The organism is Peribacillus sp. NPDC097224, assembly GCF_044761985.1.
In the GTDB taxonomy this organism is placed as follows: Bacteria; Bacillota; Bacilli; order Bacillales; family DSM-1321; genus Peribacillus.
In genome coordinates this window covers 141,400-167,266 of record NZ_JBIWDK010000002.1, presented here as the reverse complement: position 1 = coordinate 167,266, position 25,867 = coordinate 141,400, and the positions used below count along the sequence as shown (strand labels likewise).

At 42.0% G+C, this 25,867-nt stretch carries 29 protein-coding genes and 1 riboswitch; of the genes, 24 read left to right on the top strand and 5 right to left on the bottom strand.

From position 1 onward, the window contains the following. The first annotated feature begins 81 nt into the window (after positions 1 to 81). From ACIQXR_RS04405 to ACIQXR_RS04310, 21 genes are all read left to right on the top strand, one after another. A complete protein-coding gene (locus ACIQXR_RS04405) occupies positions 82 to 1,869 on the top strand; it encodes an acyl-CoA dehydrogenase family protein (protein ID WP_402870926.1) in 1,788 nt (595 codons plus the stop codon). Between the two features lie 142 nt (positions 1,870 to 2,011). Continuing rightward, positions 2,012 to 2,368 (top strand): arsenate reductase family protein, encoded by a 357-nt coding sequence (locus ACIQXR_RS04400; protein ID WP_402870929.1) that lies wholly within the window; start codon positions 2,012 to 2,014, stop codon positions 2,366 to 2,368. A gap of 97 nt (positions 2,369 to 2,465) precedes the next feature. Continuing rightward, complete coding sequence (gene gcvH, locus ACIQXR_RS04395; RefSeq protein ID WP_402870932.1) at positions 2,466 to 2,846, top strand: glycine cleavage system protein GcvH; 381 nt, start codon at positions 2,466 to 2,468, stop codon at positions 2,844 to 2,846. 67 nt (positions 2,847 to 2,913) lie between these two features. After that, positions 2,914 to 3,279, top strand: a complete 366-nt coding sequence (locus ACIQXR_RS04390) for a toprim domain-containing protein (protein ID WP_402870934.1) — start codon at positions 2,914 to 2,916, stop codon at positions 3,277 to 3,279. 3 nt (positions 3,280 to 3,282) lie between these two features. Continuing rightward, a complete protein-coding gene (locus ACIQXR_RS04385) occupies positions 3,283 to 3,591 on the top strand; it encodes a thioredoxin family protein (RefSeq protein ID WP_402870937.1) in 309 nt (102 codons plus the stop codon). A 339-nt stretch (positions 3,592 to 3,930) separates the two neighbouring features. Further along, complete coding sequence (locus tag ACIQXR_RS04380) at positions 3,931 to 5,241, top strand: O-acetylhomoserine aminocarboxypropyltransferase/cysteine synthase family protein (RefSeq protein ID WP_402870940.1); 1,311 nt, start codon at positions 3,931 to 3,933, stop codon at positions 5,239 to 5,241. Positions 5,242 to 5,353: 112 nt separating this feature from the next. Then, positions 5,354 to 5,465, top strand: a riboswitch (SAM riboswitch). Between the two features lie 144 nt (positions 5,466 to 5,609). Further along, positions 5,610 to 6,644 (top strand): methionine ABC transporter ATP-binding protein, encoded by a 1,035-nt coding sequence (locus ACIQXR_RS04375; RefSeq protein ID WP_402870943.1) that lies wholly within the window; start codon positions 5,610 to 5,612, stop codon positions 6,642 to 6,644. Next, entirely contained in the window at positions 6,637 to 7,305 is a 669-nt protein-coding gene (locus ACIQXR_RS04370; RefSeq protein ID WP_402870946.1) for a methionine ABC transporter permease, read from the top strand. Before ACIQXR_RS04375 ends, ACIQXR_RS04370 begins: the two co-directional genes overlap by 8 nt. Positions 7,306 to 7,320: 15 nt before the next feature. After that, a complete protein-coding gene (locus ACIQXR_RS04365; protein ID WP_402870949.1) occupies positions 7,321 to 8,154 on the top strand; it encodes a MetQ/NlpA family ABC transporter substrate-binding protein in 834 nt (277 codons plus the stop codon). Between the two features lie 154 nt (positions 8,155 to 8,308). Beyond that, positions 8,309 to 8,461 (top strand): YuzK family famiily protein, encoded by a 153-nt coding sequence (locus ACIQXR_RS20540; RefSeq protein ID WP_483878323.1) that lies wholly within the window; start codon positions 8,309 to 8,311, stop codon positions 8,459 to 8,461. Positions 8,462 to 8,891: 430 nt separating this feature from the next. Next, on the top strand, positions 8,892 to 9,677 hold the full coding sequence (gene sufC, locus ACIQXR_RS04360) for a Fe-S cluster assembly ATPase SufC (protein ID WP_402870953.1): 786 nt from the start codon (positions 8,892 to 8,894) through the stop codon (positions 9,675 to 9,677). Between the two features lie 15 nt (positions 9,678 to 9,692). Then, positions 9,693 to 10,994, top strand: a complete 1,302-nt coding sequence (gene sufD, locus ACIQXR_RS04355) for a Fe-S cluster assembly protein SufD (protein WP_402870955.1) — start codon at positions 9,693 to 9,695, stop codon at positions 10,992 to 10,994. Further along, positions 10,994 to 12,223: a cysteine desulfurase gene (locus tag ACIQXR_RS04350; protein ID WP_402870958.1), complete on the top strand. Its 1,230-nt coding sequence runs from the start codon at positions 10,994 to 10,996 to the stop codon at positions 12,221 to 12,223. The genes sufD and ACIQXR_RS04350 overlap by 1 nt, the downstream gene beginning before the upstream one ends. Then, positions 12,213 to 12,641 (top strand): Fe-S cluster assembly sulfur transfer protein SufU, encoded by a 429-nt coding sequence (gene sufU / locus ACIQXR_RS04345; RefSeq protein WP_402870960.1) that lies wholly within the window; start codon positions 12,213 to 12,215, stop codon positions 12,639 to 12,641. The genes ACIQXR_RS04350 and sufU overlap by 11 nt, the downstream gene beginning before the upstream one ends. Before the next feature lie 56 nt (positions 12,642 to 12,697). After that, positions 12,698 to 14,095, top strand: coding sequence for a Fe-S cluster assembly protein SufB (gene sufB / locus ACIQXR_RS04340; protein WP_402870963.1), 1,398 nt, complete (start codon positions 12,698 to 12,700; stop codon positions 14,093 to 14,095). A 232-nt stretch (positions 14,096 to 14,327) separates the two neighbouring features. Further along, a complete protein-coding gene (locus ACIQXR_RS04335; RefSeq protein ID WP_402870965.1) occupies positions 14,328 to 14,507 on the top strand; it encodes a hypothetical protein in 180 nt (59 codons plus the stop codon). Positions 14,508 to 14,795: 288 nt separating this feature from the next. Next, positions 14,796 to 15,644, top strand: coding sequence for a DUF72 domain-containing protein (locus ACIQXR_RS04330; protein WP_402870967.1), 849 nt, complete (start codon positions 14,796 to 14,798; stop codon positions 15,642 to 15,644). A gap of 84 nt (positions 15,645 to 15,728) precedes the next feature. Continuing rightward, a complete protein-coding gene (locus ACIQXR_RS04325) occupies positions 15,729 to 16,556 on the top strand; it encodes a sulfite exporter TauE/SafE family protein (RefSeq protein WP_402870970.1) in 828 nt (275 codons plus the stop codon). 15 nt (positions 16,557 to 16,571) lie between these two features. Further along, on the top strand, positions 16,572 to 17,957 hold the full coding sequence (locus tag ACIQXR_RS04320) for a bifunctional metallophosphatase/5'-nucleotidase (protein WP_402870971.1): 1,386 nt from the start codon (positions 16,572 to 16,574) through the stop codon (positions 17,955 to 17,957). A 60-nt stretch (positions 17,958 to 18,017) separates the two neighbouring features. Continuing rightward, entirely contained in the window at positions 18,018 to 18,320 is a 303-nt protein-coding gene (locus ACIQXR_RS04315) for a YunC family protein (protein WP_402870974.1), read from the top strand. Positions 18,321 to 18,463: 143 nt separating this feature from the next. After that, on the top strand, positions 18,464 to 19,570 hold the full coding sequence (locus ACIQXR_RS04310) for an HD-GYP domain-containing protein (RefSeq protein WP_402870976.1): 1,107 nt from the start codon (positions 18,464 to 18,466) through the stop codon (positions 19,568 to 19,570). 15 nt (positions 19,571 to 19,585) lie between these two features. Here the strand turns inward: ACIQXR_RS04310 and yunB are convergent, their stop codons facing one another. Both yunB and ACIQXR_RS04300 read right to left on the bottom strand, forming a co-directional pair. Beyond that, positions 19,586 to 20,344, bottom strand: a complete 759-nt coding sequence (gene yunB / locus ACIQXR_RS04305; RefSeq protein WP_402870979.1) for a sporulation protein YunB — start codon at positions 20,342 to 20,344, stop codon at positions 19,586 to 19,588. 90 nt (positions 20,345 to 20,434) lie between these two features. Then, positions 20,435 to 21,400: a M23 family metallopeptidase gene (locus tag ACIQXR_RS04300; protein ID WP_402871335.1), complete on the bottom strand. Its 966-nt coding sequence runs from the start codon at positions 21,398 to 21,400 to the stop codon at positions 20,435 to 20,437. A 234-nt stretch (positions 21,401 to 21,634) separates the two neighbouring features. Here ACIQXR_RS04300 and lipA point away from each other — a divergent pair, with 234 nt between their 5' ends. Next, positions 21,635 to 22,549, top strand: a complete 915-nt coding sequence (lipA, locus tag ACIQXR_RS04295; RefSeq protein WP_402870983.1) for a lipoyl synthase — start codon at positions 21,635 to 21,637, stop codon at positions 22,547 to 22,549. Between the two features lie 48 nt (positions 22,550 to 22,597). Here the strand turns inward: lipA and ACIQXR_RS04290 are convergent, their stop codons facing one another. After that, entirely contained in the window at positions 22,598 to 23,251 is a 654-nt protein-coding gene (locus ACIQXR_RS04290; protein ID WP_402871337.1) for a YhcN/YlaJ family sporulation lipoprotein, read from the bottom strand. A 123-nt stretch (positions 23,252 to 23,374) separates the two neighbouring features. Here ACIQXR_RS04290 and ACIQXR_RS04285 point away from each other — a divergent pair, with 123 nt between their 5' ends. Beyond that, positions 23,375 to 23,650 (top strand): YutD family protein, encoded by a 276-nt coding sequence (locus tag ACIQXR_RS04285; protein ID WP_230159383.1) that lies wholly within the window; start codon positions 23,375 to 23,377, stop codon positions 23,648 to 23,650. A 41-nt stretch (positions 23,651 to 23,691) separates the two neighbouring features. Here ACIQXR_RS04285 and ACIQXR_RS04280 read toward each other — a convergent pair whose 3' ends face one another. Then, complete coding sequence (locus ACIQXR_RS04280) at positions 23,692 to 23,985, bottom strand: cytosolic protein (RefSeq protein WP_402870984.1); 294 nt, start codon at positions 23,983 to 23,985, stop codon at positions 23,692 to 23,694. A 66-nt stretch (positions 23,986 to 24,051) separates the two neighbouring features. Continuing rightward, positions 24,052 to 24,318 (bottom strand): DUF3055 domain-containing protein, encoded by a 267-nt coding sequence (locus tag ACIQXR_RS04275; protein ID WP_402871339.1) that lies wholly within the window; start codon positions 24,316 to 24,318, stop codon positions 24,052 to 24,054. Between the two features lie 229 nt (positions 24,319 to 24,547). Here ACIQXR_RS04275 and ACIQXR_RS04270 point away from each other — a divergent pair, with 229 nt between their 5' ends. Further along, entirely contained in the window at positions 24,548 to 25,846 is a 1,299-nt protein-coding gene (locus ACIQXR_RS04270) for an EAL domain-containing protein (protein ID WP_402870986.1), read from the top strand. Positions 25,847 to 25,867 lie beyond the last annotated feature (21 nt).

The window sequence follows — 25,867 nt, the reverse complement described above, 5'->3', positions numbered from 1 at the left end:
ATCCGGATGCAGGTGTAATCACTGTATCCGGCCTTCAATGAAACTTACGATAATGAAACTTACCATATAGGAGGAATTTTTATGTCCAATCCAACAACAGAAAACTTGATTAAAGGTGGAGCATTTTTAGTCGAAGATATTACGTATGATCAAGTGTTTACACCAGAGGATTATTCTGATGAGCACAAAATGATTGCCAAAACTTCTGAAGATTTCGTAGTGAACGAGGTCCTTCCGCAAGTTGAACACTTAGAAAACCATGAATTTGACCGTTCTGTAAAATTGCTGAAGCATGCTGGGGAAATTGGCTTACTAGGCGCTGACGTACCAGAAGAATATAGCGGTCTTGGCCTTGATAAAATCAGCTCTGCATTAATTACGGAAAAAATGGCACTTGCTGGCGGATTCGGAATTACGCACGGTGCGCACGTAGGAATCGGCTCTTTACCAATCGTATTATTCGGTAATGAAGAGCAAAAACAAAAATACCTTCCACTACTTGCAACAGGTGAAAAAATTGCGGCATATGCTTTAACTGAACCGAGCTCGGGATCTGATGCGTTGGGTGCGAAAGCAACGGCAAAATTGAATGCAGAAGGCACTCATTATATTTTAAATGGAGAAAAACAATGGATCACGAATGCAGGATTTGCAGATGTATTCTGTGTTTACGCAAAAATCGATGGCGAACAGTTTTCCGCTTTCATCGTAGAACGTGAATATCCTGGTGTATCTACAGGTGCCGAAGAAAAGAAAATGGGCATTAAGAGTTCTTCTACACGTACATTGATCCTTGAAGATGTAGCCGTTCCGGTTGAGAACCTTCTAGGTGTCGCGGGTAAAGGCCATGTCATTGCCTTCAATATCTTGAACATCGGACGTTATAAATTGGGTGTCGGTGCAGTAGGCGGTTCAAAACGTGCTCTTGAACTTACAGCTGCTTATACAAATCAGCGTCAGCAGTTCAAAACGAAAATTTCTGATTTCAACCTAACAAAAGAAAAATTAGCGACGATGGCTTCTAAAATCTATGCCGCGGAAAGCTCTGTTTATCGTACGGTCGGCCTTTATGACCAAAGACAAAGCAAACTGACTGATGAGCAAGTAAAAGACGGTAAATCGATGGCCGCAGCCGTTGCTGAATACGCAATCGAGTGTTCATTGAATAAATTCTTCGCTTCGGAAGTGTTGGATTATGTAACTGATGAAGGGGTTCAGCTTCATGGTGGGTATGGCTTCATGCAAGAATATGAAATTGAGAAAGCGTACCGTGATTCTCGTATTAACCGCATCTTTGAAGGGACAAATGAGATCAACCGCTTGCTCGTTCCAGGCACATTCCTGAAAAAGGCACTTAAAGGTGAACTTCCTCTTCTTCAAAAAGCACAAGGCTTACAAGAAGAGTTAATGATGATGATGCCGGAAGAGCCAGGCGATGAGCCGTTGGCACAAGAAAAAATGCTGGTTAGAAATGCTAAGAAAATTGGCATCCTGGCTGCAGGTCTTGCTGCACAAAAATTCGGTAAAAAACTTGATCAAGAACAAGAAATCCTTTCAAATATTGCTGATATCGTATCTCTTGCCTATGCTGCTGAATCAGTGGTGCTACGTACGGAAAAAGCAATCGCGACTACAGGTCTAGAAAAGAACCAACAAAAAGTGCTTTACACTGAAATCTTCGTTCAAGAAGCTTTCAATGAAATCGAGCAGCATGCAAAAGAAACGTTGATTGCTGTTGAAACTGGCGATACGTTGCGCATCATGCTTTCTTCCCTTCGCAAGTTGACTAGACATAATCCAATCAATGTCATTGCGAAAAAACGTGAAGCTTCCGTCAAAGTAATCGAAAATGAAAAATATGCACTTTAATTCTTAAAGTCTTAATTAAGGGGATGCCCATATCGGGTATTCCCTTGATTTATTTTGTGGGTTTTTCATGGGGATGCGAATAGAGAGTCTATCGTTGTATTGCCCCAAAAAAACGGGTATTCTAAGGGAAGGTGGTGAAACGATGGGCTTAACTTTATACTGGTACCCAAAATGCGGCACATGCCGTAATGCAAAGAAGTGGCTGGATCGCCATGAGTTGCAATATGAAGCGATTCATCTCGTGGAAAATCCCCCTTCTCGGGCAGAAATTGAACAAATATATAAAAGTAGTGGACTAGAGTTGAAGAAGTTTTTCAATACGAGCGGGCAAAAATATCGCGAGCTCGGTTTAAAAGACAAACTGAAAGAAGCTTCAGAGAAAGAGATGCTCGATATATTGGCTACGGATGGCATGCTTTTGAAAAGACCAATTGTGACGGACGGTTCAAAAGTGACAGTAGGTTTCAAAGAAGAACAATTTGATCAGACCTGGAGCTAAGACTTTACAAAACATTTGGATAATTCCTTATCATAACAAAGAATGTACCTTATAATGTAATAGATAAAATATAAGCTGTAATATGGAGGGAATTAATATGTCAACGCCAAAAGAACTTCGTTATACAAAAGAACATGAATGGGTCAAAACGGAAGAGGGTACAGTACGCATAGGGATTACTGCATTCGCCCAGTCTGAACTTGGGGACATCGTTTTTGTTGAACTTCCAGAGGTCGGATCTGAACTGAAAGCGAACGAGCCCTTTGGTAGTGTGGAATCCGTTAAAACGGTTTCTGAACTTTATGCTCCTATTAGCGGCAAGGTCGTTGAAATCAATGAAGAGTTAAATGACAATCCTGAATTCGTTAATGAATCTCCGTTTGAAAAAGCATGGATGATCGTCCTTGAACCATCAGACAGCAGTGAAGTTGAAAAACTGATGAGTGCAAACGAATATGATAGCCTGATAAACGGGTAAGTAAGGTGAGGGGGAGGCTTTAATTAAGCCTGCTCTTTTTCAATTTGAGTGGAGACGGGGTGATGAGATGGAATGGGATGTACCCGATAAAGTGATCATGGTTGAAGGCCTTTCAGACAAGCGCAAAGTGGCATCCGTTCTGGACGAAGAAGTGGAAATCAGATGTACCAATGGCACCATTTCTTTAACGAAGTTGGATGAAATGGTGGATGAATTGATAGGCCGGGACGTTTATATCCTTTTTGACGCAGATGCGTCAGGGGAAAAGCTAAGGAAACAATTTCGTCGGGAACTGCCGGAAGCAAGGCATTTGTACATAGATAGGATGTACAAGGAAGTCGAGGATACCCCAGAACATCACATCGCTTCCGTGCTACTGACTGCAAATATGAAAGTGAAAACTAAATTTACAAGTAAAAGGATGGAAGAGTAACTGATGGAGGAATGGAAAGAAGAAGACTTTAAGCAAGCTGTTGATCAAGGGAACACTTTTAGCTTATATCTATACACACCTTTGTGTGGAACCTGCCAGGTGGCTTCAAGAATGCTTTCCATAACACTAGAGCTGTTCCCGGAAATGAAGGCTGGAAAAATGAACATGAATTATGTCCAGACATTGGCTGAACGATATGAAATTGAGAGCGTACCCTGTCTTTTGCTTTTTGAAAAAGGAAAGATGACAAAAAAAATATATGCCTTTCAGTCTGTTCCTTATTTGTATGGATTGCTGAAAGAGATAAGCTAAAAGCCGATCCTACATGGATTGGTTTTTTTGTTGAAGTCATGGGGGGGAAATAGCATTCGTATTAATGATTGAATATTCTAATAACTAATTGACTACCTGCTACTAAAGTGCTATATTTTGTATGAAGTACATACGTTATAGACGCATCATACACGAGGATGGAATGTCTGCCATTTACAAAACGCGCTTATCCAGGCGACATCGTTCAATAGGGAAATTTCTATGGACGGTGGCGGGAAGTTCCGACTTCTTCATATTATAAGGTTCCTTGCATATAACAAGAGAAGAGGCAATATCGCTTTAATCCCTACTAAAACAATGGAAGAAGGGGAGAATATAATGACAGAAAAAAATTACCGCTTTGAGACGTTGAGTGTGCATGGCGGTTTAAAAGTCGACGAAACGGGTGCCCGCGCCGTGCCCATTTATCAAAGTAATGCTTATTTGTTCAAAGATACAGATCATGCAGCGAATCTGTTTGGATTAAAAGAGAATGGCTATATCTATACGAGGCTTCACAATCCCACTGTCAGTGTCTTTGAAGAAAGAATGGCCCTGTTAGAAGGGGGAATCGGTGGATTGGCAGTTGCAAGCGGCATGGCCGCTATATCCCTTTCCATCCTTAATATCGCTGGTATGGGGGATGAAATCGTTTCTGCTTCAACACTGTACGGCGGGACCTATAATTTATTTGAAAATACACTCCCTAAATACGGAATCAAAGTGAAATTCGTCTCACCTGATGATCCGGAAAATTTCAAACGGGCAATCACTCCACGAACGAAGGCCATATTTGCCGAAACAATCGGCAACCCAAGCTTAAGGGTTCTTGATATCGAAGCAGTGGCGGAAATAGCCCACGAAGCAGGGATACCTCTTATTATTGATAACACTTTCGCAACGCCGTATCTGTGCCGACCAATAGACTTTGGGGCGGATATTGTCATCCATTCAGCTACAAAGTGGCTATTGGGTAATGGTACGACATTAGGGGGAGTCATCATCGACGGTGGTAAATTCGATTGGAATTCGCCTAATTATCCAGGCTTTACGGAACCTGACCCTAGTTACGATGGACTTGTCTATTCCGAAGCGGTAGGGCCTGCTGCCTTTATCACGAAAGCGCGTGTGCAATTGCTTCGGGATTTGGGACCGACGTTAAGTGCTCAAAGTGCATTCCAGTTCACGCTTGGCCTGGAAACGCTCCATGTCAGGATGAAGGAACACCTGTTGAATACGAGGACGGTCATTCAATACTTGGAGAATCATCCGGCAGTCTCATGGGTTTCTTATCCGGGTAACGATGATCATCCCGATAAAGCCCTAGCGGATAAATACTTGCCTAAGGGAGCCGGATCTGTGGTGACGTTTGGAATTAAGGGTGGACGTGAAGCAGGTTCCACACTCATCAATTCGGTTGAGTTATGGTCGCATGTCGCCAATGTCGGGGATGCTAAAAGCCTAATCATCCACCCAGCAAGTACAACTCACCAGCAATTGAATGATGCAGGACTGGTCAAGGCCGGTGTCAGTGCCGACCAGGTTCGCCTTTCAATCGGTATTGAAAATGTAGACGATTTACTTGAAGATCTAGAGCAAGCGATTGAAAAAGCGACGAATATCGTGTCAGTGAATTCTCAAAGAGTTTAATGGAGAAACAGGTACACCCTAGGATTTTACATTGCACTCCTTTTTTATCTGTGTTAAAATTTCAGACATAGTAAAGTGAATGTTAAGACAAAAAAGAATAGTCCATATATAGCTCTTATCAAGAGAGGTGGAGGGATGTGCCCGTTGAAACCCGGCAACCGACAAGGATTTTCCTTGGAAAGGTGCCAATTCACACAAAGCGTAGAGGCTTTGGGAGATGAGAGGAAGGCCTGCTTTTCCCTGCCTTTCTGCTCATGCAGAAGGGCTTTTTCTATTTTCTTTGAATCATAGAGGATAGATTCATCAGGAGGCCATAAAAATAAATCGACTAAATTCATAGGCTTAATTGGATAAAGAGGTGAGCATACATGATTACATTGTCAAACGTCAGTAAACTTTTTCGAACAGGAAAAGGAAATAGCGAAACGATTCATGCCGTGAATAGTGTGAATTTAGAAATAAATAAAGGTGAGATTTTCGGAGTCATCGGATACAGTGGGGCTGGCAAGAGTACGCTCATACGTATGCTGAATGGGTTGGAACGGCCTACTGAGGGCTCCGTGAACGTTGCGGGAAATGAAGTTTCAACAATTAAAGGGTCTAAGCTTCGTAAAGCCCGTCAAGAGATTAGCATGATTTTTCAGCATTTTAATCTCTTATGGTCAAGGACCGTTCAAGAAAATATATCCTTTCCTTTGGAAATTGCGGGCATCTCCAAGCAAGAACGCATCAAGCGCGTCAATGAACTCATTAAGTTAGTTGGATTGGAAGGAAGAGAAAAAGCGTATCCATCGCAGCTAAGTGGTGGACAAAAGCAAAGGGTGGGAATAGCGAGGGCTCTTGCCAATAACCCGAAAGTGCTTTTGTGTGATGAGGCCACGTCCGCTCTAGATCCCCAGACAACCGATTCCATCCTGGAATTGCTTGTGGATATAAATCAACGCCTTGGTTTAACCATTGTCTTGATTACACATGAGATGCATGTCATTCGGAAGATTTGCAATCGAGTGGCTGTGATGGAAAGTGGACGGGTAGTCGAACAGGGAGCTGTCCTGGAAGTATTCAGAAACCCTAAAGAACAGATGACTAAGCGTTTTGTTCAGCAGGTGACGGAACCAGAAGAGACAAAAGAAACGATGGAGCATTTGTTTGAACGGTATCCAGCAGGAAAAGTGATTCAACTGACATTCGTGGGGGATCATGCAGAAAGCCCGTTGATCACAAAATTGGTACGTAATTTTGAGTTGGATGTGAACATTGTCCAGGGGAAGATATCACAAACGAGAAGCGGCTCATATGGAACATTGTTCATCCACCTTGATGGCAGTGAAGATGAAATGCTCCGCGCAATCGAATTCATAAAAGCACAGCAGGTAGGCGTGGAGGTGATTACTCATGCTTGAAGAATTATTGCCGAATGTAGATTGGGAAGACATCATAGAAGCGACGAAAGAAACGCTGTATATGACAAGTATTTCAGTTGTAGCGACCTTTTTTATAGGGATACTATTGGGGTTGCTTCTGTTTTTAACAGGCAAGGGGAATATGTGGGAAAATCGGGGCGTTAACGGTGTGTTAAGTGCTTTCGTCAATATTTTCCGTTCGATTCCATTCCTTATCTTGATTGTATTATTAATTCCGTTCACCAAATTACTTGTCGGTAGCATGATTGGTGAGAATGCGGCATTACCAGCACTCATTATCGGTGCAGCACCGTTTTATGCGCGGATGGTCGAAATCGGCCTTCGTGAGATTGATAAAGGCGTGATTGAAGCGGCTAAATCAATGGGAGCCAAAACCAGCACCATCATTTATAAGGTCCTCCTTCCAGAATCGATGCCGGCCCTTATATCAGGCATCACGGTAACATCGATTGCATTGGTTGGATACACGGCAATGGCAGGTGTCATCGGGGCTGGTGGATTGGGTAACTTAGCCTATCTGGACGGTTATCAACGGAATCACAACGACGTTACCCTGGTAGCGACGATTGTCATATTAATTATTGTCTTCATCATACAGATTATCGGTGATGTGATTACTTCTAAATTGGATAAAAGATAAGGGGAGATGAAAAGGATGAAAAAGTTTTTAGGGTTTGCATTCGTTCTAGTTTTATCAATTGCATTGGCGGCTTGCGGAACGGATAAAGAGAAAGATACAGGTAGTGGCGATGATACGAAGAAGTTAGTGGTGGGTGCATCGAATGTACCACATGCAGAGATTCTTGAAAAAGCGATTCCTCTTCTTAAAGAAAAAGGCATTGAATTGGAAGTGGAAACATTCCAAGACTATATCTTGCCAAACAAGGCTTTGAACAATAAAGAACTGGACGCGAACTACTTCCAGCACATTCCTTATTTAGAATCTCAAATTAAGGAAAATGGATATGATTTTGTTAATGCAGGCGGCATCCATATTGAACCAATTGCTTTGTATTCACAAAAATATAAAAGCATTGATAAGCTTCCAGAAGGAGCAACAATCATTTTAAGCAGCTCTGTTGCAGACCATGGACGTGCCTTATCACTTTTAGAAAAGAATGGCCTGATTACTCTTAAAGAAGGCATTGATAAAACGACAGCTACAGTAAAAGATATTGTCGAGAATAAGAAGAACATTAAATTCGATGCAGATTATGAAGCGGCATTACTTCCGAAGATCTATGAAAGCGGCGAAGGAGATGCGGTCCTAATCAACTCTAACTATGCAATCGACGCTGGCTTGAATCCACTTAAAGATTCCATTGCAATAGAAGATTCTGAATCACCATATGTGAACGTGATCGCTGTTAATAAAGGTGACGAAGACAAAGAAGAAATCAAGACGCTTGTGGAAGTATTACATTCCAAAGAAATTCAAGATTTCATTCTTGAGGAATATGAGGGTGCAGTCGTACCTGCAAAGGAATAAAGCAACGAAAGACGACCTGGATTTCCAGGTCGTTTTTAAGTTGGGGTTTAAAGTTGAAAGCAAAGGGTATAGAATAGACGAAGAAACAAAATGATTCACAAATTTGAAAGGATGGTTCACTATCAATACTTTAGATTTAAACGTAACGAGCGAAATGGAAAAAGCTATGCAGTTATCACATGGGGTTGGGTACAGTGAATACAGCAGAAATTTAGACCTTCGTATCGAGGTTGAAAAAGTAAGAGATAGGGAACATGAGCAATGCAATAAAATGGTTCTGGAATTACAACGTAAAATCCACGGATAAGCATATATTAGAGTCTTTCAAAAATCGGTCTGTAGAGGTAAAATGAAAAGTGATCTGTTGACGTACCGGATCCTGCTCATTACTCCTGCAGATCGATTTTTTTCATGATAAGGGCCAACCGTCTTCCCCTTGAACTTTTCGGGAATATCTTATTATGAATGGAATCCCGAATAATTAGCTAACATTAACGAAAACTAAAATAAGGGCATATTTGCAGTGAAAAGCCTTTATACGGTCGTTTTATAACAATAGGGCAGGTTTCCACTCCCTAGCGAGTAAAAACCTTCATCTATATTAGTTGATTCTAAATTGGATTTGTTATAAAATTGTAATGAGAATAAAGTGAGAATGATTTTTTGAAAACTATAGTCAAGAAAGTGATTTTCACTTTCTGTAATAAAATAGGAATTAAGTTCACGGAGGTATTATTATGTCAGGTTCAACATTAACGGTAAAAGATCTTCATGTATCAATAGAAGGAAAAGAAATTTTAAAAGGGGTTAACCTGGAAGTAAAAGGCGGAGAAATCCATGCAATCATGGGGCCGAACGGAACAGGTAAATCCACTTTATCTTCAGCAATCATGGGTCACCCTAAATATGAAGTAACAAGCGGAAGCATCAGTTTTGATGGTGAAGACGTATTGGAAATGGAAGTTGACGAACGTGCTCGTGTTGGTCTTTTCCTTGCTATGCAATATCCAAGTGAAATCAGTGGTGTTACAAATGCAGACTTCTTGCGTTCGGCTGTCAATGCACGCCGTGAAGAAGGCGACGAAGTTTCACTTATGAAATTCATCCGTCAAATGGATAAAAACATGGAATTCCTTGAAATGGATGAAGATATGGCTCAACGTTATTTGAATGAAGGATTCTCTGGCGGAGAGAAAAAACGTAATGAAATCCTTCAATTAATGATGATTCAACCAAAAATCGCCATTTTGGATGAAATTGACTCAGGTCTTGATATCGATGCACTTAAAGTCGTTTCTAAAGGAATCAATGAAATGCGTGGAGAAGACTTCGGTTGCTTGATCATCACTCACTACCAACGTCTACTAAACTACATCACACCTGATTTCGTACACGTTATGATGCAAGGTCGCGTCGTTAAATCAGGCGGTCCTGAATTAGCTGCACGACTAGAAGCAGAAGGTTATGACTGGATTAAACAAGAATTGGGAATTGAAGACGAAACTGTTGGCGAAGAAGCGTAAGTAGGAGGATTTGCAATGACTACAGAAATGAAATTATCGCTTGAAAAAGAGGACATAAGCTCTTATTCAACAAAAAATAATGAGCCATCTTGGCTATCAGACCTTCGAATCAAAGCTTTTTCAGATTTAGAAGAGCTTCCGATGCCTAGACCGGATAAAACGAAGATAGATAAATGGAATTTCACTTCATTCAAAACCCATACGGTTGAAAGTGAAGCATTTGCTTCTTTAGAAGAACTTCCAAAAGAGATTAAATCGATCATTGAAGAAAATGAAAATCTGTACATTCAACGCAATAATACGCCGGCACATATTAATTTGTCAGCAGCTATAAAAGAACAAGGCGTTATCTTCACGGATATTTTCACAGCGGCTCGAGATCATGCTGAGTTAGTACAGAAGTATTTCATGAAAGATGGCGTGAAAGTGAATGAACACCGTTTAACGGCTCTACATGCTGCATTGCTTAACGGGGGAGCATTCCTATATGTTCCGAAAAATGTAGAAATCAAAGAACCAATCCAAGCAGTATTCTTGGTGGATAATCCTGAAACTACACTGTTCAATCACGTATTGATCGTAGCGGAAGATAATAGTTCTGTAACATACGTGGAGAACTACTTCTCGGCCGTTGAGTCTAATGAAGGCATCGCTAATATCGTAACGGAAGTGTTTGCGAATGCAAATGCGAAAGTGGAATATGGCGCTGTTGACACTCTATCCAAAGGATTCACAACATATGTGAACCGTCGTGGGGTAGTTGCACGCGATGCTCGTCTTGAGTGGGCACTTGGATTGATGAACGATGGTAATACGATTTCAGATAATACAACCAATCTAATAGGTGATGGCTCTTACGGAGATACAAAATCCGTAGTGGTTGGACGCGGGGAACAAAAACAAAACTTCACGACAGCCGTTGTTCATTTCGGAAAACGCTCTGAAGGCTTCATCCTTAAGCATGGTGTTATGAAAGACAGTGCATCAACCATCTTTAATGGTATTGGTAAAATAGAGTATGGTGCAACAAAGGCCAATGCGGAACAGGAATCACGTGTATTGATGTTAAGTGAAAAGGCACGTGGAGACGCTAACCCAATCCTGTTAATCGATGAGGATGATGTTACGGCAGGACATGCTGCGTCTGTCGGCCGTGTTGATCCCCTTCAACTTTATTACTTGATGAGTCGTGGTATCGCGAAAAAAGAAGCAGAAAGACTTGTCATTCACGGATTCTTGGCCCCTGTTGTAAATCAACTTCCAATCGAAGGAGTTAGAAAACAACTAGTCGAGGTCATTGAAAGGAAAGTACAGTAATGAACCCATACGAAATTCGTAAGCTTTTTCCGATATTAGATCAAGAAGTCAATGGTCAGCCATTAGTTTATTTAGACAGCGCTGCAACATCTCAAAAACCGGCTGCTGTCATTGAAACGATTGAAAATTATTACCGCGGTTTCAACTCTAATGTTCACCGTGGTGTGCATACACTTGGAACAAAAGCTACGGATGCGTATGAAGGTGCACGTGAAAAAGTTCGTAAATTCATCAATGCATCCTCTACTGAAGAAATCATATTCACTAGAGGAACGACTACATCCTTAAATACCGTAGCGAAGAGTTACGGTGGTGCAAATATTAAAGAAGGTGACGAAATTGTCATCTCCTATATGGAACATCATAGTAATATCATTCCATGGCAGCAGCTCGCTAAAGAAAAGGGTGCTGTACTGAAATATATTCCGCTACAAGAGGATGGAACGATTTCGCTTGATGATGTGCGGGCTACCATTACGGATGCCACGAAAATCGTGTCTGTCATGCAGGTTTCCAATGTGCTTGGTGTGATTAATCCTGTTAAGGAAATCGCAAAGATCGCGCATGAACATCATGCAATCATGGTGGTGGACGGAGCGCAAAGTACACCGCATATGAAAGTGGATGTCCGTGATTTAGATTGTGATTTCTTTGCTCTTTCAGGCCATAAAATGGTCGGTCCGACTGGAATCGGCGTATTATATGGTAAAAAGGAACTTCTCGAAAAAATGGAGCCGATTGAATTTGGTGGAGAGATGATTGACTTCGTAGGTTTGTATGAATCTACTTGGAAAGAACTCCCTTGGAAATTCGAAGCCGGAACTCCAATCATCGCAGGTGCCATCGGTCTTGGTGCTGCCATTGATTTCTTGGAAAAAATCGGCATGGATCAAATCGAACAGCATGAACACAAACTTGCTGCCTATGCGATCGATAAGTTGTCTGAAGTGGAAGGCCTTACGATTTATGGCACAAAAGATCCGAAAAAACGTGCCGGTGTAGTAACCTTTAATATAGATGACGTCCATCCACATGACGTCGCTACCGTCCTAGATGCAGATGGAATCGCTGTCCGTGCCGGTCATCACTGCGCTCAGCCTTTAATGAAATGGCTGGACGTATCATCGACAGCAAGAGCAAGTTTCTATCTATATAACACGGAAGAAGAGATCGATAAGCTAGTGTCCGGGCTTGTCAAAACGAAGGAGTATTTCAGTAATGTCTTTTGATAACTTAGATACACTTTACCGTCAGGTCATCATGGATCACTATAAGAAACCCCGTAACAAGGGTATGCTTGAAGATGGAAGTTTGACCATCGATATGAATAATCCCACATGCGGCGACCGTATTCGTTTAACGATGAAAATCGAAGACAATAAGGTCAGTGATGTTAAATTCGATGGCGATGGCTGTTCGATTTCAATGAGCTCGGCTTCCATGATGACTCAAGCCATCAAAGGAAAAGATATAGATACGGCTTTAGCGATGTCCAAGACTTTTTCAGAAATGATACAAGGAAAAGAGTATGATGATGAAATCGACCTTGGTGACATTGAAGCACTTCAAGGGGTCTCTAAGTTCCCTGCACGAATCAAGTGCGCGACTCTAGCCTGGAAGGCCATGGAAAAAGGTTTAAAGGAATAATTAAATTTAAATGAGCTGTTGTAGATTCAGCCATTTGAAATGGAGGAATACAAGCTATGGCTAAAAAGATGCCTGAAATTGGCGATTATAAATATGGCTTTGCGGATAAAGATATTTCCATCTTCCGTTCAAAGCGCGGCCTGACAAAAGAAATCGTGGAAGAAATTTCACGCATGAAAAGTGAACCACAATGGATGCTAGATTTCCGTTTGAAATCATTGGAGCATTTTTACAATATGCCGATGCCTCAGTGGGGCGGAGACCTAAAAAGCTTGAACTTCGACGAAATCACTTACTATGTGAAACCATCTGAGAAGTCCGAGAAATCATGGGATGAAGTGCCTGATGAAATCAAGCAAACGTTTGATAAATTAGGAATTCCTGAAGCGGAGCAAAAATATTTAGCAGGGGTTTCTGCTCAATATGAATCCGAAGTGGTTTACCACAACATGAAGGTAGAATTAGAAGACATGGGTATCGTATTTAAAGATACGGATTCCGCTCTTCGTGAAAATGAAGATATCTTCCGCGAGCATTTCGGTAAAACGATTCCGCCAACGGATAATAAATTCGCTGCCTTGAATTCAGCTGTATGGTCCGGTGGATCATTCATCTATGTACCAAAAGGCGTGAAAGTGGATACACCGCTTCAAGCATACTTCCGTATTAACTCAGAAAATATGGGTCAATTCGAACGTACGCTGATCATCGTCGATGAAGGAGCATCCGTTCATTATGTTGAAGGTTGTACAGCACCAGTTTATACAACCAATTCCCTTCATAGTGCGGTCGTGGAAATTGTCATCAAAAAAGACGCATATTGCCGTTATACGACAATTCAAAACTGGGCTAACAATGTGTTTAACTTGGTTACGAAACGTGCGGTTTGTGATGCGAATGCAACGATGGAATGGATTGATGGAAACATCGGTTCTAAACTGACGATGAAATACCCAGCCGTCATCTTAAAAGGCGAAGGCGCTCGTGGTATGACATTATCCATTGCCATTGCTGGTAAAGGTCAACATCAAGATGCAGGAGCGAAAATGATTCACCTTGCTCCTAACACTTCTTCAACAATCGTATCAAAATCGATTTCTAAACAAGGCGGGAAAGTAACTTACCGTGGTATGGTCCATTTCGGACGTAAAGCCGAGGGAGCCCGCTCAAATATCGAATGTGATACATTAATCATGGATAATCAGTCAACATCTGATACAATCCCATACAATGAAATTTTAAATGACAATATTTCTCTTGAGCATGAAGCGAAGGTTTCCAAAGTATCAGAAGAGCAATTGTTCTACTTGATGAGCCGTGGAATCTCTGAGCAAGAAGCAACAGAAATGATCGTCATGGGCTTCATTGAGCCATTCACAAAAGAGCTTCCGATGGAATATGCAGTAGAAATGAACCGCTTAATCAAGTTCGAAATGGAAGGTTCTATTGGTTAATCATCTATATATGTTTTTAACAAACGTTGTAGATGGAATAAAGTGAAGGAAACCGGGTGTGCACATGCCATTTCGGTTTTCCTTTGCCCGAAGAAGGCGAACTTAGTTCGTCTTCTTCTATTTTTTTCTGTTGATCCTCTTAAAGGGTTTAGACGATTGAAGGGAAAGTACCAATCAAGCAGGTACTTTTTTTGTCTTTAAAAGAAAGTACATATAGGTAGAGGTGGATATTGTGGATTGGCTGATTCAGAATAAAGAATGGGTTTTCGTAGGAATCGGTGTTAGCCTTGTTTTAGGGCTGACTGGGATATTCCTGAAAAAGGGGGAACCGAACTCCCAGCCGGTTTCCGGAAGTCGTTCTAAGAGTCATGGAAGGGATCATAGTGGTGCGATTAGGCATCATGATGAATAAACTGAACCGTTTTGGCTAGAATGGTTCTAAAATATTAAGTCTGAAAAAGGTCCTTATCCAAGGGCCTTTTTCATTTACTCATTATCTGCACGAAATCATAGGTTAAAAGGGAAGAATCCTTGCTGGATGTATGTGTAACAACCGGTAGATTTTGATATGATAAAGGAATAGGAAACCAGTCGTATGAGAAGCAGGAAGAGTGAATCGAGTGACAGTGCTTATACGTTTTGAAGTCAGTAGTGAAAGGGTAAAAAAAGTATAGTGTAAGTGGTTTAGGAGGGGTGAAGAGTGATATACATTGGCTTAACAGGTTGGGGGGACCATGATTCATTATCAATCGATAAAGTTCCCACTCGTGACAAGCTGAAGGTATATGGAGCGCATTTTCCAACGGTTGAGGTGGATGCATCTTTTTATGCCATTCAGCCGAGGCGGAATATAGAGAAGTGGATAGCCGAGACACCAGATTCCTTTCAATTTGTTGTAAAAGCCTATCAGGGAATGACTGGTCACCAAAGAGGTGAGATTCCTTTTGAAAGTAAAAAAGAGATGTTCACTGCATTCCGGGAATCTCTTGAAGCTTTTCAAAAGTCGGGTAAACTCGCGATGGTCCTTTTTCAGTTTCCGCCATGGTTTGATTGCAAACGGGAGAATGTTCAGTATCTCCGATGGTGTAGGGCGGAGATGGGGGATATTCCTGTGGCCATTGAGTTCAGGAACCAAAGTTGGTACCGACCGAATAGGGTCCAGCAGACACTCGAGTTCATCGAGCAAGAAGGGTGGATTCACACGGTATGTGACGAACCACAGGCAGGAGAAGGTTCCATCCCCCTTGTCCTCAAGGCTACGCATCCAGATAAAACGTTAGTACGCTTTCATGGACGCAATATCCACGGTTGGCAGAAACCAGCCTCTGGAGCAAACTGGCGGGAAGTGCGCTATTTATATCGCTATAACCAACAGGAATTAACCGACTGGGTGGAGAAACTTCGCCTATTAGAAAAGCAGAGTAAGGATGTATATGTATTGTTCAACAATAACTCTGGTGGGGACGCGGCGGATAATGCCAAACAATTTATCGATTTGCTAGGCCTTACATATGAAGGATTGGCTCCTAAGCAACTTGGTTTGTTTTAATTTGGACTATATAATGAATAAAGACTGGGTGGGCAAACTAGAAGAAGGGCTTTAGCTCACAAATCGATAAAGGCGGATTTCTTCATGATATGGGTATTATTAATTAGTGTGGGTTTATTGGCAGGTACAATCGGGGCCCTTGTAGGATTAGGGGGCGGAATCATCATAGTGCCTTCGCTCTTATTTCTAGGTAGCTCCACAGAGGTGATGGGCGCCTTGACGCCACAAGTAGCGGTCGGTGTTTCAACAGTCATCATGATTTTCACTGGATTGGCCTCCACTTTATCTTATATGAAGCATAAAGTGGTGGATTATAAGGCCGGTTTCATTTTCTTTGCTGGAAGCGCCCCAGGGGGGATCATCGGAGCTTATGTGAACAAAGTTCTCAATGTGGATGCATTTTCGCTGTACTTCGGCCTTTTTATGATAGTGATGGCCATCGTCTTATTGGTGAAAGATAGATTGCGACCGATCACCTTCAAACCGGGGACCGGAAAAATCACCAAGACTTATATAAACAAAAATGGACAGGCATCCACTTATGGATATCAGCCCTTGGTGGCCATATCCATCTCATTTGTCGTGGGGATCAGTTCCGGGTTATTTGGCATTGGCGGAGGATCACTCATGGTCCCGGTCATGATGCTGGTATTTTTCTTCCCGCCCCATGTGGCTGTGGCGACATCGATGTTCATGGTATTTTTGTCTTCCATTACGAATTCCATCACGCATATCTCTCTGGGGAATGTTCATTGGCCATATGTGATTGCCTTGATTCCAGGGGCTTGGCTTGGTGCGAAACTTGGAGCTTTTGTGAATACACGCCTGAACAGCTCAGCACTTGAGAACATGCTGAAATTGGTTCTGATCATTATTGGGCTACGTCTTATTTACCAAGGTATAACAGGATAACGAGGGGGAAAAATGATGTCAGAAATCATACATCTATATCACACCAATGATTTTCACAGTCATTTTGAAAATTGGCCTCGTATTGATAAGTTTCTTAAAGAAAGAAGACAACTTCATCAAGAAACGGGAGAGGAAGCGGTCATACTAGATATAGGAGACCATGTCGACCGCTGGCACCCATTCTCAGAAGGTACGATGGGTAAGGGGAATATTGACCTTCTGAACGAAGCGGGTTATCAATATGTAACGATCGGCAATAACGAAGGCATTACATTGCCTCATGAAGCGTTGGATACTTTGTATAATAAAGCTCATTTCAAGGTATTGGCAGCGAATATCTATTACCTGAACGATACTAGGCCCCAATGGGCGCTTCCTTACTGGATACATACCACGAAAAAAGGTACAAAGCTTGGCATGATCGGGCTGACCGCCTTTTTCCAAAAGTTTTATCGTGCATTGGATTGGCATATTGCCGATCCATTTGCGGAGTTACAAAAACAAATAGAAAAGATCAAGGAAATGGCGGATGTAGTGATCGTTCTTTCTCATCTGGGCATACATGATGACGAAAGAATGGCAGAAGACTTTCCGGAAATAGATATCATTCTTGGTGCTCACACCCATCATATTCTTCATCAAGGAAAACTCGTCAACCAAGCATTACTTTGTGGTGCGGGAAAATATGGGTTTTATATTGGTCAAGTGGAATTGACCCTTAATGACCAAAAAGAAGTAATCAAGAAGACGGCCATGCTCTACGATACCAACGACCTTCCCGAATTGGAGGGCGAGCGGAGCTGGATTGAAGAGATGAACCAAGTCGGGAGGGATGCTCTCAAGCAAGTTGTCCTATCCTTACCTGAACCTTTGGAGAATGATTGGTTTAAAGTGTCGCCGCTTACGAAGATTCTAGGTGAAGCGTTACGAGAGTGGAGCGAAGCTGACTGTTCCTTTGTGAATGCTGGGCTGTTATTGGAAGGCTTGCCACAAGGTCCCGTCTCCAAAGGGGATATTCACCAAATATGTCCCCATCCGATCAATCCGTGCATCGTTGAAGTGAATGGCCGGGAATTGAAGGAAATCCTCATGCTTTCCCGAAATGAGGAGTGGCCCCATATCCAGGTGAAGGGCTTCGGATTCCGAGGAAAGATCATGGGAGTCATGCACTATGATCAAATAGAATTTAAACGGACGAAAAACGGAATCATTAAAGAAATCAGCGTGAAAGGTACAAAGATTCAACCGGATCAAACTTATAAACTAGCCCTACCAGATATGTTTACATTCGGGCACTTCTTCCCAAGCATTCAGCGCTCCAAACAAAAGGAGTACTTAATGCCAGAATTTTTACGTGATATCCTTTTATGGAAGTTGAAAAAAATGTATCCCGACAACTAGGTATATATCACGGTTCCTCCCTCTTATTCATAATATATGAGAAAGAGGGGGCGAAACCAAATGATTAACATGATGCCAATAATGATCGATAGCAAAACATTCTTAGCCATCTCCGTCCAACTGCCCAAAACCAATCTGCTTGCCGTAGCATCCGAAAAGGGATATATCATGTGCGGAGCATTAGACGTCGGTCTTTTGAATGAAACGTTAAAGGACCGGAAAATCCTTGCAGGAAGGGCTATAGGCGTTAAAACGATAGAAGAGTTACTGGATGCACCTCTCGAAACCGTTACGTGGGAGGCTGAAGAAAAGGGCATTTACCGGGGAATGATTGGGAGGAAGGCATTAATGAAAATGATTTAATTATAAAGGCTTTCCTTTAAATAGAGGGGGCCTTATTTTTAATTGAAAAAAATAAATATGTTTCAGGTTGAATTTCCACAAATATAGCCGATATTTCCTATAAGGAACTATTTAAAATTTTGAATCTGAAACGGAGTATTAGTATGAGGCTATCCATTACAGCGTCGCTTAATCCGGGAGAGCGGCTCGGTATGAACATCTATAATGAGCAGGGCACCATCCTTTTGAGCGAGGGGCTAACATTGACACAAAAAATGATCAATCGATTGGTTGCCCTTAATATTCCCTTTGTTTATATTCAAGATTCTAGAACGGATGACATCATGCCAAAGCCACCGATTTCTGGGGAACTAAGGCGAGAGGCCCTTCAAACGATAGAAGCCACTTTTCTGGAAATCAAAAATGGCGTCAAGGTGAATAGTGCATTTACAATCGAGAAGGCCGCGTTGAAATTCACCCATCTCGTACGAAGTATCATGGAAGAGTTGAAAAACAGCAACGAATTGCTGACTTTACTGGCTGACGTCTATACATATGATGATTATATTTTTACTCATTCCTTTAATGTGACGCTATACACACTTGCTTTAGGTATGGAATTGAAGCTAGAAAAAAAACAGTTAGAAGTTCTTGGACTGGGCGCCATTCTACACGATGTCGGCAAGATGCTTGTACCAGTGGATATCTTGAGAAAGCCGGGTAAGCTAACCGAGGAAGAGTTTGAGCAAATTCAAAAGCATCCCGAGTATGGATTTCATTTAATTAAAAACGTATATACGGTTTCACTCATCGTCGCGAATTGCGCCTATCAACACCATGAAAGGCTGGATGGGTCTGGATATCCCCGTGGGGTCAGGGGAGACGAAATTCATTATTACGGTAAAATCATTGCGGTCGCCGATGTATTCGATGCGGTTACATCTAATCGCGTTTACCGCAAGGCGATGCTTCCCCATGAGGGCTTGGAAATCTTATATGCAGGTGCAGGGAAAAAGTTCGACAAACAGATAATCGAGGCTTTTCGCCGGGCGGTGGCCATTTATCCTAACGGATTAACTGTGGAACTGAATGATGGGAGAAAAGGAATCGTCTCTTCCCAAAACGAGGGAATAGGGGATCGACCCATTGTACGTATCCTTGAGGAACCTAACCATAAAGTAGTGCATCCATATGAGGTGGATTTACGGACAGACCTCCATTTGCTGATAAAGGAGTGCCTGAATATACAAGAAAACAGCTTAACCTTATAAAGGGCAAGCTGTTTTTTACTTCTTATCTTCCTTCTCGTCCTTCATGATGGCAGGAGCGACCGTGCCGCTTCCGTTGCTATAATAACTTGGGACATCCCCCTGCATCAAAATGCTGCCAACCTTCACTTCCTGGCTGACTTTGGTTTCTTTTGTGAATGAGGGGATGACAATCTGGATATTGACATTGAAATCGACGGACATTTCGTAATACACATTATTGATGCCGGCGTTTGTGAGTTTGGTTTTTAAATCCGACTGGACATTCCCGATGACGGACATTTTCACGGGAATCTTGGGTCCATAATTGGAAAGAAGGCTATTTCCGGTTACCACCCCTAAGGGGACATAATACACCACCGTTTTATATTGTTCATCATTAAGTTTGGCTGGTTCCTTTTTGTTGAAGGGATTTCCCTTTTTAATTCCGAGATTATTTTGAATATCCTTTGTGATGTTGGAACGTAATTCATTATAGATTCCAGGGTTAAAGCTGTAGGAGGGGTTGGCATCGTCATTTTTGTTGGTGACGATGATCTTTTCCATATCGACTTTAGAGATATTGTCATCAACAGCTTCGTGAATGGTCTCGGTTGCAATCCGCTTGATTTCATTTTCTGCCACTTTCATGATGACCGGTTCAATTTCCTTATCAACGTAACGAAGCGTCAGGATGCTTGATAGGATAAAAAGGATGAATGAATAAAGAAAAACCTTTCTGGTAGGAAGAGGTCCTTTTTTGCGGAACTTTTTTGGGCGGAATCTTTTTCGAAACACACTTTAGCCCCCTTTACTAATACTTATGCATAAAGTTCGGGGGTTTATGTTCGTTATATAACAAAAAGCAGCGAAGGAACCCAACGCCGCTCATCTTGTTTTTTTTGCTAAATCCTTTCGTTCCCACATTTTCAAATAAGGATAGGGATCAAAACTCCACTCGGTGATTCCATTATCTTTATACATCCCATAATGGAGATGAGGCGGGAATTTTCCGGATGTCCCGGGCGGTCCGTAACCCGTACTGCCCACACCGCCGATGACCTGACCAGGCTCGACGATTTGTCCCACCTTCAAACCTTCAGAAAAACCGCTTAAATGGGCGAAGTAATGGTACGTATTGTTTAGGTCACGTATGCCAATCCGCCACCCTCCATATTTATTCCACCCCTTCATTTCAATGATCCCATAACACGTAGAACGGACGGGAAGGCTATAGTCCGCGAATATATCCGTTCCTTCATGAATCCTTCGGCCTCCCCATCCTCGAGCACTCCCCCATGTATTTAAATACGTATAATGAGTCCGTACGGGTACAGGGAAGGCTTTTTCCTGTAAATCTAGCCTGCCATACTTTTTATAGATATGGGCGTGGCCAACGATGATGCTGACTGTCTTGTCCCTTTTATAATAATCAAATAGTCCAATCCGGATATTATCTTCATCTGTGCCGTAATACAGGAGATGCTTGGCAAAGGCATATAAACGGTCGGTGTCGTTTTCCAGTTCCGCTTTTCCGTCCCCGTTGCCATCCTGCCCCAATCCATCGAAGAAAGAGATGGAAAGCGGGTTTGAGTCGGTGAGGTTGGGATTGAGGGCCCCTCTCCACCTCGAAGGCTCCATGTGGATCCCTATCAGGCCCTTGGCCGGTTCCAAATCGTTTCGGGAAAGTCGCAGGCTATGTTCGTATTGGTCGGCTCCTGCAAGGTAATACCAAGGAATCTGCAAGGTGGCCTCCATGTTTTTATATAGTTCCATCCTCCCTTGATAGGGATCCGGGGTTTCGGCTGCCGATACTGATGGTATATGGGTATTCAAACAAAACAAACAGGCGATGAAGAAAAGTAATCCCTTTTTCAAAGAGGCAGCTCCTTTCGTAGACAATTCGTATTCATCCTTTCGTGTAGCTGGACATCGAGCCTAAATGCTTTTCTTTCTGCTTCTTCTATAGTTTTACTGATTTAGCTTTAAACATGAAAAATAAATAATGGTAAACCTCCTATAACTTGTATATTTGCGTTATTATTGTTAAAGTAGGGTGTCATAATTTCTCAGAATGGAGTGACTTTCTTGTCTACTACTAATAAAGAAATTCTTCGTAAACCAGACTGGCTGAAAATTAAATTAAATACAAATGAAAATTATATGGGTCTGAAAAATATGATGAGGGAAAAAAATCTTCATACCGTTTGTGAAGAGGCAAAATGTCCGAATATCCATGAATGCTGGGCGGTTAGACGGACAGCCACATTCATGATTTTAGGTGAAATTTGCACGAGGGCTTGCCGGTTTTGTGCAGTCCAGACAGGCCTTCCCAATGAATTGGATTGGGCCGAACCTGAACGTGTAGCGGATTCCGTCGTGTTAATGAATCTAAAGCATGTGGTGATTACGGCCGTGGCCCGTGATGATTTAAAGGATGGGGGCGCCGCTGTTTTTGCTGAAACAGTCCGGGCTATCCGGCGTAAGAATCCGTTTACATCCATTGAAGTCTTACCTTCTGACATGGGTGGCGAATACGACAATATTAAGATGTTGATGGATGCTAAGCCTGATATACTGAACCATAATATCGAGACGGTAAGAAGCCTTTCCGATAAAGTACGGGCTAAAGCGAAATATGAGCGATCATTGGAGCTATTAAAAAGGGCAAAAGAATTACAGCCGGAAATACCGACAAAATCCAGTTTAATGGTAGGGCTAGGGGAGACGCGTGAAGAAATCCTTGAAACCATGGATGACCTTAGAGCACATCATGTGGATATCATGACGATCGGCCAATATTTACAACCGACGAAAAAGCATTTAAGGGTGTTGAAATACTATACACCGGAAGAGTTTGCGGAATTAAAGGAAAGGGCATTGGAAAAGGGGTTCAGCCATTGTGAATCCGGTCCGCTCGTCCGTTCTTCCTACCATGCAGATGAACAGGTGAATGCTGCGGCCAAGCATAAACATAGTAAAGGTGAAGAGTTACTGAAATAAAAAGGAAAGGACCGATTCTTATTCGGTCCTTTCTTAGGTTCATGCTAGTTAATCCATGGTCTTTTGACGAATGTTATCATGACGATCTCTTTTGTCATTCATCATTTCTCCATTTTCATTTTCTACATTACTCATCTTGTAGCCTTGAGGGGACTTGAGCATATTTTTGATGGTTTGTTCAATTGTATAATCCATTCCTTGACTGCCAGAACCCAGTGTGGCGAAGTTCTCGATATCCTGTGCGTGTGTTTGGTCGTCACTTACATATACATGATAGTAACGGGGTACGACGCCCATGGCAGTACGTTTCACCTGGTCAGCCGTTTCAGTCCGGTTTTTTGAATCCGTATCATAAACGACTAGTACTTCCTCATCCGTGACGAGTGTAGCGACGTCATTGACATTTGGTAGCTGAACGCTTAGTGTTGAAATCATATCAGCTAGCTGTTCGCGATCGATGGAGGCCGTTTTATTGTCGATGTTTCTTCCATCAACGGTCGTTTTATTCGTACGGGTAAAGCCGAAATCGTCACGATTGGTGTCTTGATTACGATTATCCTCGTCATAATACTTCGACGGGTTATTTACATTTTGTGGGTCACCTGCACCCCTGTCATTATTCATCAAACCGTTGCTTTGATCTTGATTGCCCGAGCAGCCCGTTAGAGCAATAATTGAGCTTAAACCTACCGTTAGGATCATTTTTTTCAACGGAAACACCCCCTTGTCTAATAGGGTGAACATATTTCTTGATTTTTCGCTTAGTAATTAATGGGGAATCAGTTATAATTTAAAGAAGGAATGCATTTTAAAGAGGTGAAACGTATGATCAACATCAATAACCTGACGTATGAAATCATTGAAGACGAAAGAGAAGGCTATAATGAAGAAGCATTTAAAGCAAGATACAGTGAGATATTAACGAAGTATGATTATATTGTCGGGGATTGGGGTTACGGTCAATTGAGACTCCGCGGTTTTTTCGACGACACTAATCAGAAAGCCACCTTTGACACGAAAATTAGCACGCTCAGTGAATATCTATATGAATACTGTAATTTTGGTTGCCCGTATTTCGTCGTAAAGAAAATTAAAAAGTAAAAAGAGCCAGAATGGATTCTGGCCTTTTTCATTTCTCTCGATCACGAGTTTCCGTACCCTTTATATGGAGGTTGAATATGTTTTTCCGGGTCATCATGAGTAGGATGAGCACCGGGATACTTCCGCTGTAGGTTTTCATGAAGCGATTTATTTTCATAATTGAATGCACTCTGATAACGTTGTCCTTCTAGCCACGGCGTGGTTTTATTCTCAACGGGAGCATCCTGATTTATGGGCGATCCGAACGGTCCCTCTGGAAACTCTTCTGGAATTAGAAAGTCCTGTTGTTTTTGCACGGTTGAAAAATCGTGGTATGTTTCCTCTTTTTTATCCAAGGCAATCCCTCCTCATGTACTCCATACATTCAGTAGGTTACCCTCTTTTAAGAAAAAACGGCGCACTTAGATGATTTCCATTAAAAAGTGGGTAAGTTCCTCCGCTTCCGCTTCTGTCAGTGAAAATGCATGTTCAAGATAGCCTTCCTCTTCCAAATCATCCGGCCCGATAATGGCAAAACGATTGCTCTGCATATTCAGCACAAGTTTTTTTCCATAAAAACGGTCGGTCATCGTAATGGCAAAATCATATCTGGATTCCTCTCCCATAAAACTAATGAACCTGGTTTTCGTATCAACTAAATCATTGTATAAATAAAAACGATCTTCCACAGTATCACACCTTTCCCCTTGCCTGCAATTGGTAGTACCATCATCATAACAAAACGGTTGCCATAGGGAAACAGACATTTTTGTCGCCTGCCAAGTTGCCGTTTCTTCAAGAAATGAGTATTTAGTATGAAGTTTCTGATAAAACGACAAAATTTTTCTGTTTTAAGCTAAAAAAATCCCTATTTATGTTAGAATATAGGAAAAATAACCCGGAATAGAGGAAGATTCTATGACATCGTTAAAGGGTAAAGGGTATATATTACTAGGAAAATGGTTCAAGGTATTTTCCTCATCAGCCAAACTTCGGTTCTACCCGCCACAGTTCGCCCTAAGAAAGCCAGTGGTTCGCGCGGTGGAAGCGGCTATTTCCCATGATTATGAAGTGGCAGTCATAGTTTTTAACGTAAAAGAATTGCTCGAACTTAAAGAAAAGGGCCAGCACGAAGAACTTCCCCAGTTCATTACCAGTTTGAAACAGGCATTTAAAAAGGTTGTAATAGATAAAGTACGGGAAGAAAACCTATTAACGATACATGACTATTATTCAGACGGCATTACTCTCTTAATGAACATAAAAGGGTCGTCGAAATCATTGATCTATATGGATGAATTAATCCGTTCCATTTCCAGGGAAGTGAAAGAAAGGTTGCTTAGTGTTAACCCTGAACAACCGGTCACTTTAAACACAGGATACATGTTCGTGGAGCATAAGCATTATTCGATTGAGGGAGCCCTTGATAAAGCGCATAGGCAAGCGGTCACCATGGCAGAAGCTGAATCACCGATGAATGAAATGCGGGAATCGATTAATCAAATTATCGAGAATGGGAATATTAACTTACTGGCACAACCCATTTTTGATGTGGCGACCAATCAAATCAAGGCATATGAAGTGCTGACCCGTGGCCCGCGTGGTACAGAGCTAGAGAACCCATTGGCGCTTTTCGCAGTGGCCAGGCAGACGGGGCGGTTATATGATTTGGAGAAAATCGTTTTGGAAAAGTCCTTCAGACAGATTTCCGAGAATGAGTCCCCCCAGAATGTGTTTATCAATTTCACCCCGGTAACGCTCAGTGATCCCCGGTTCGTAAATGAAGTAAAGGATATGCTCAAGAAATACAAAGGTGTGCATGCTAATCAGATCGTCATGGAAATTACCGAAAGAGACCCGATTCTAAATATAGAAGAATTCATTGAAAGCATTAGAGGGTTACGTGAATTGGGGTTCCGTCTAGCAGTGGATGATACGGGAGTAGGATACTCAAGTCTCTACGCGATCATAGAAATCATGCCGGAGATCATAAAAATCGATCGATCGGTCATCGAGAATATCGATCATAATGCCGTGAAAGAATCGATGTTAAAAGGACTTTTACTGATTGCCAAGGAGACAGGATCCGTTGTCGTGGCAGAAGGAATTGAGAGTATAGGAGAAGCTATGGTATTATCAAGGAATAGGGTTGATTTGGCGCAGGGGTATTACTACGCTAGACCTTCAACTGTAGATAAAATTTCTATATCATCTTAAGAATCAGAAAGGATCTGGGAG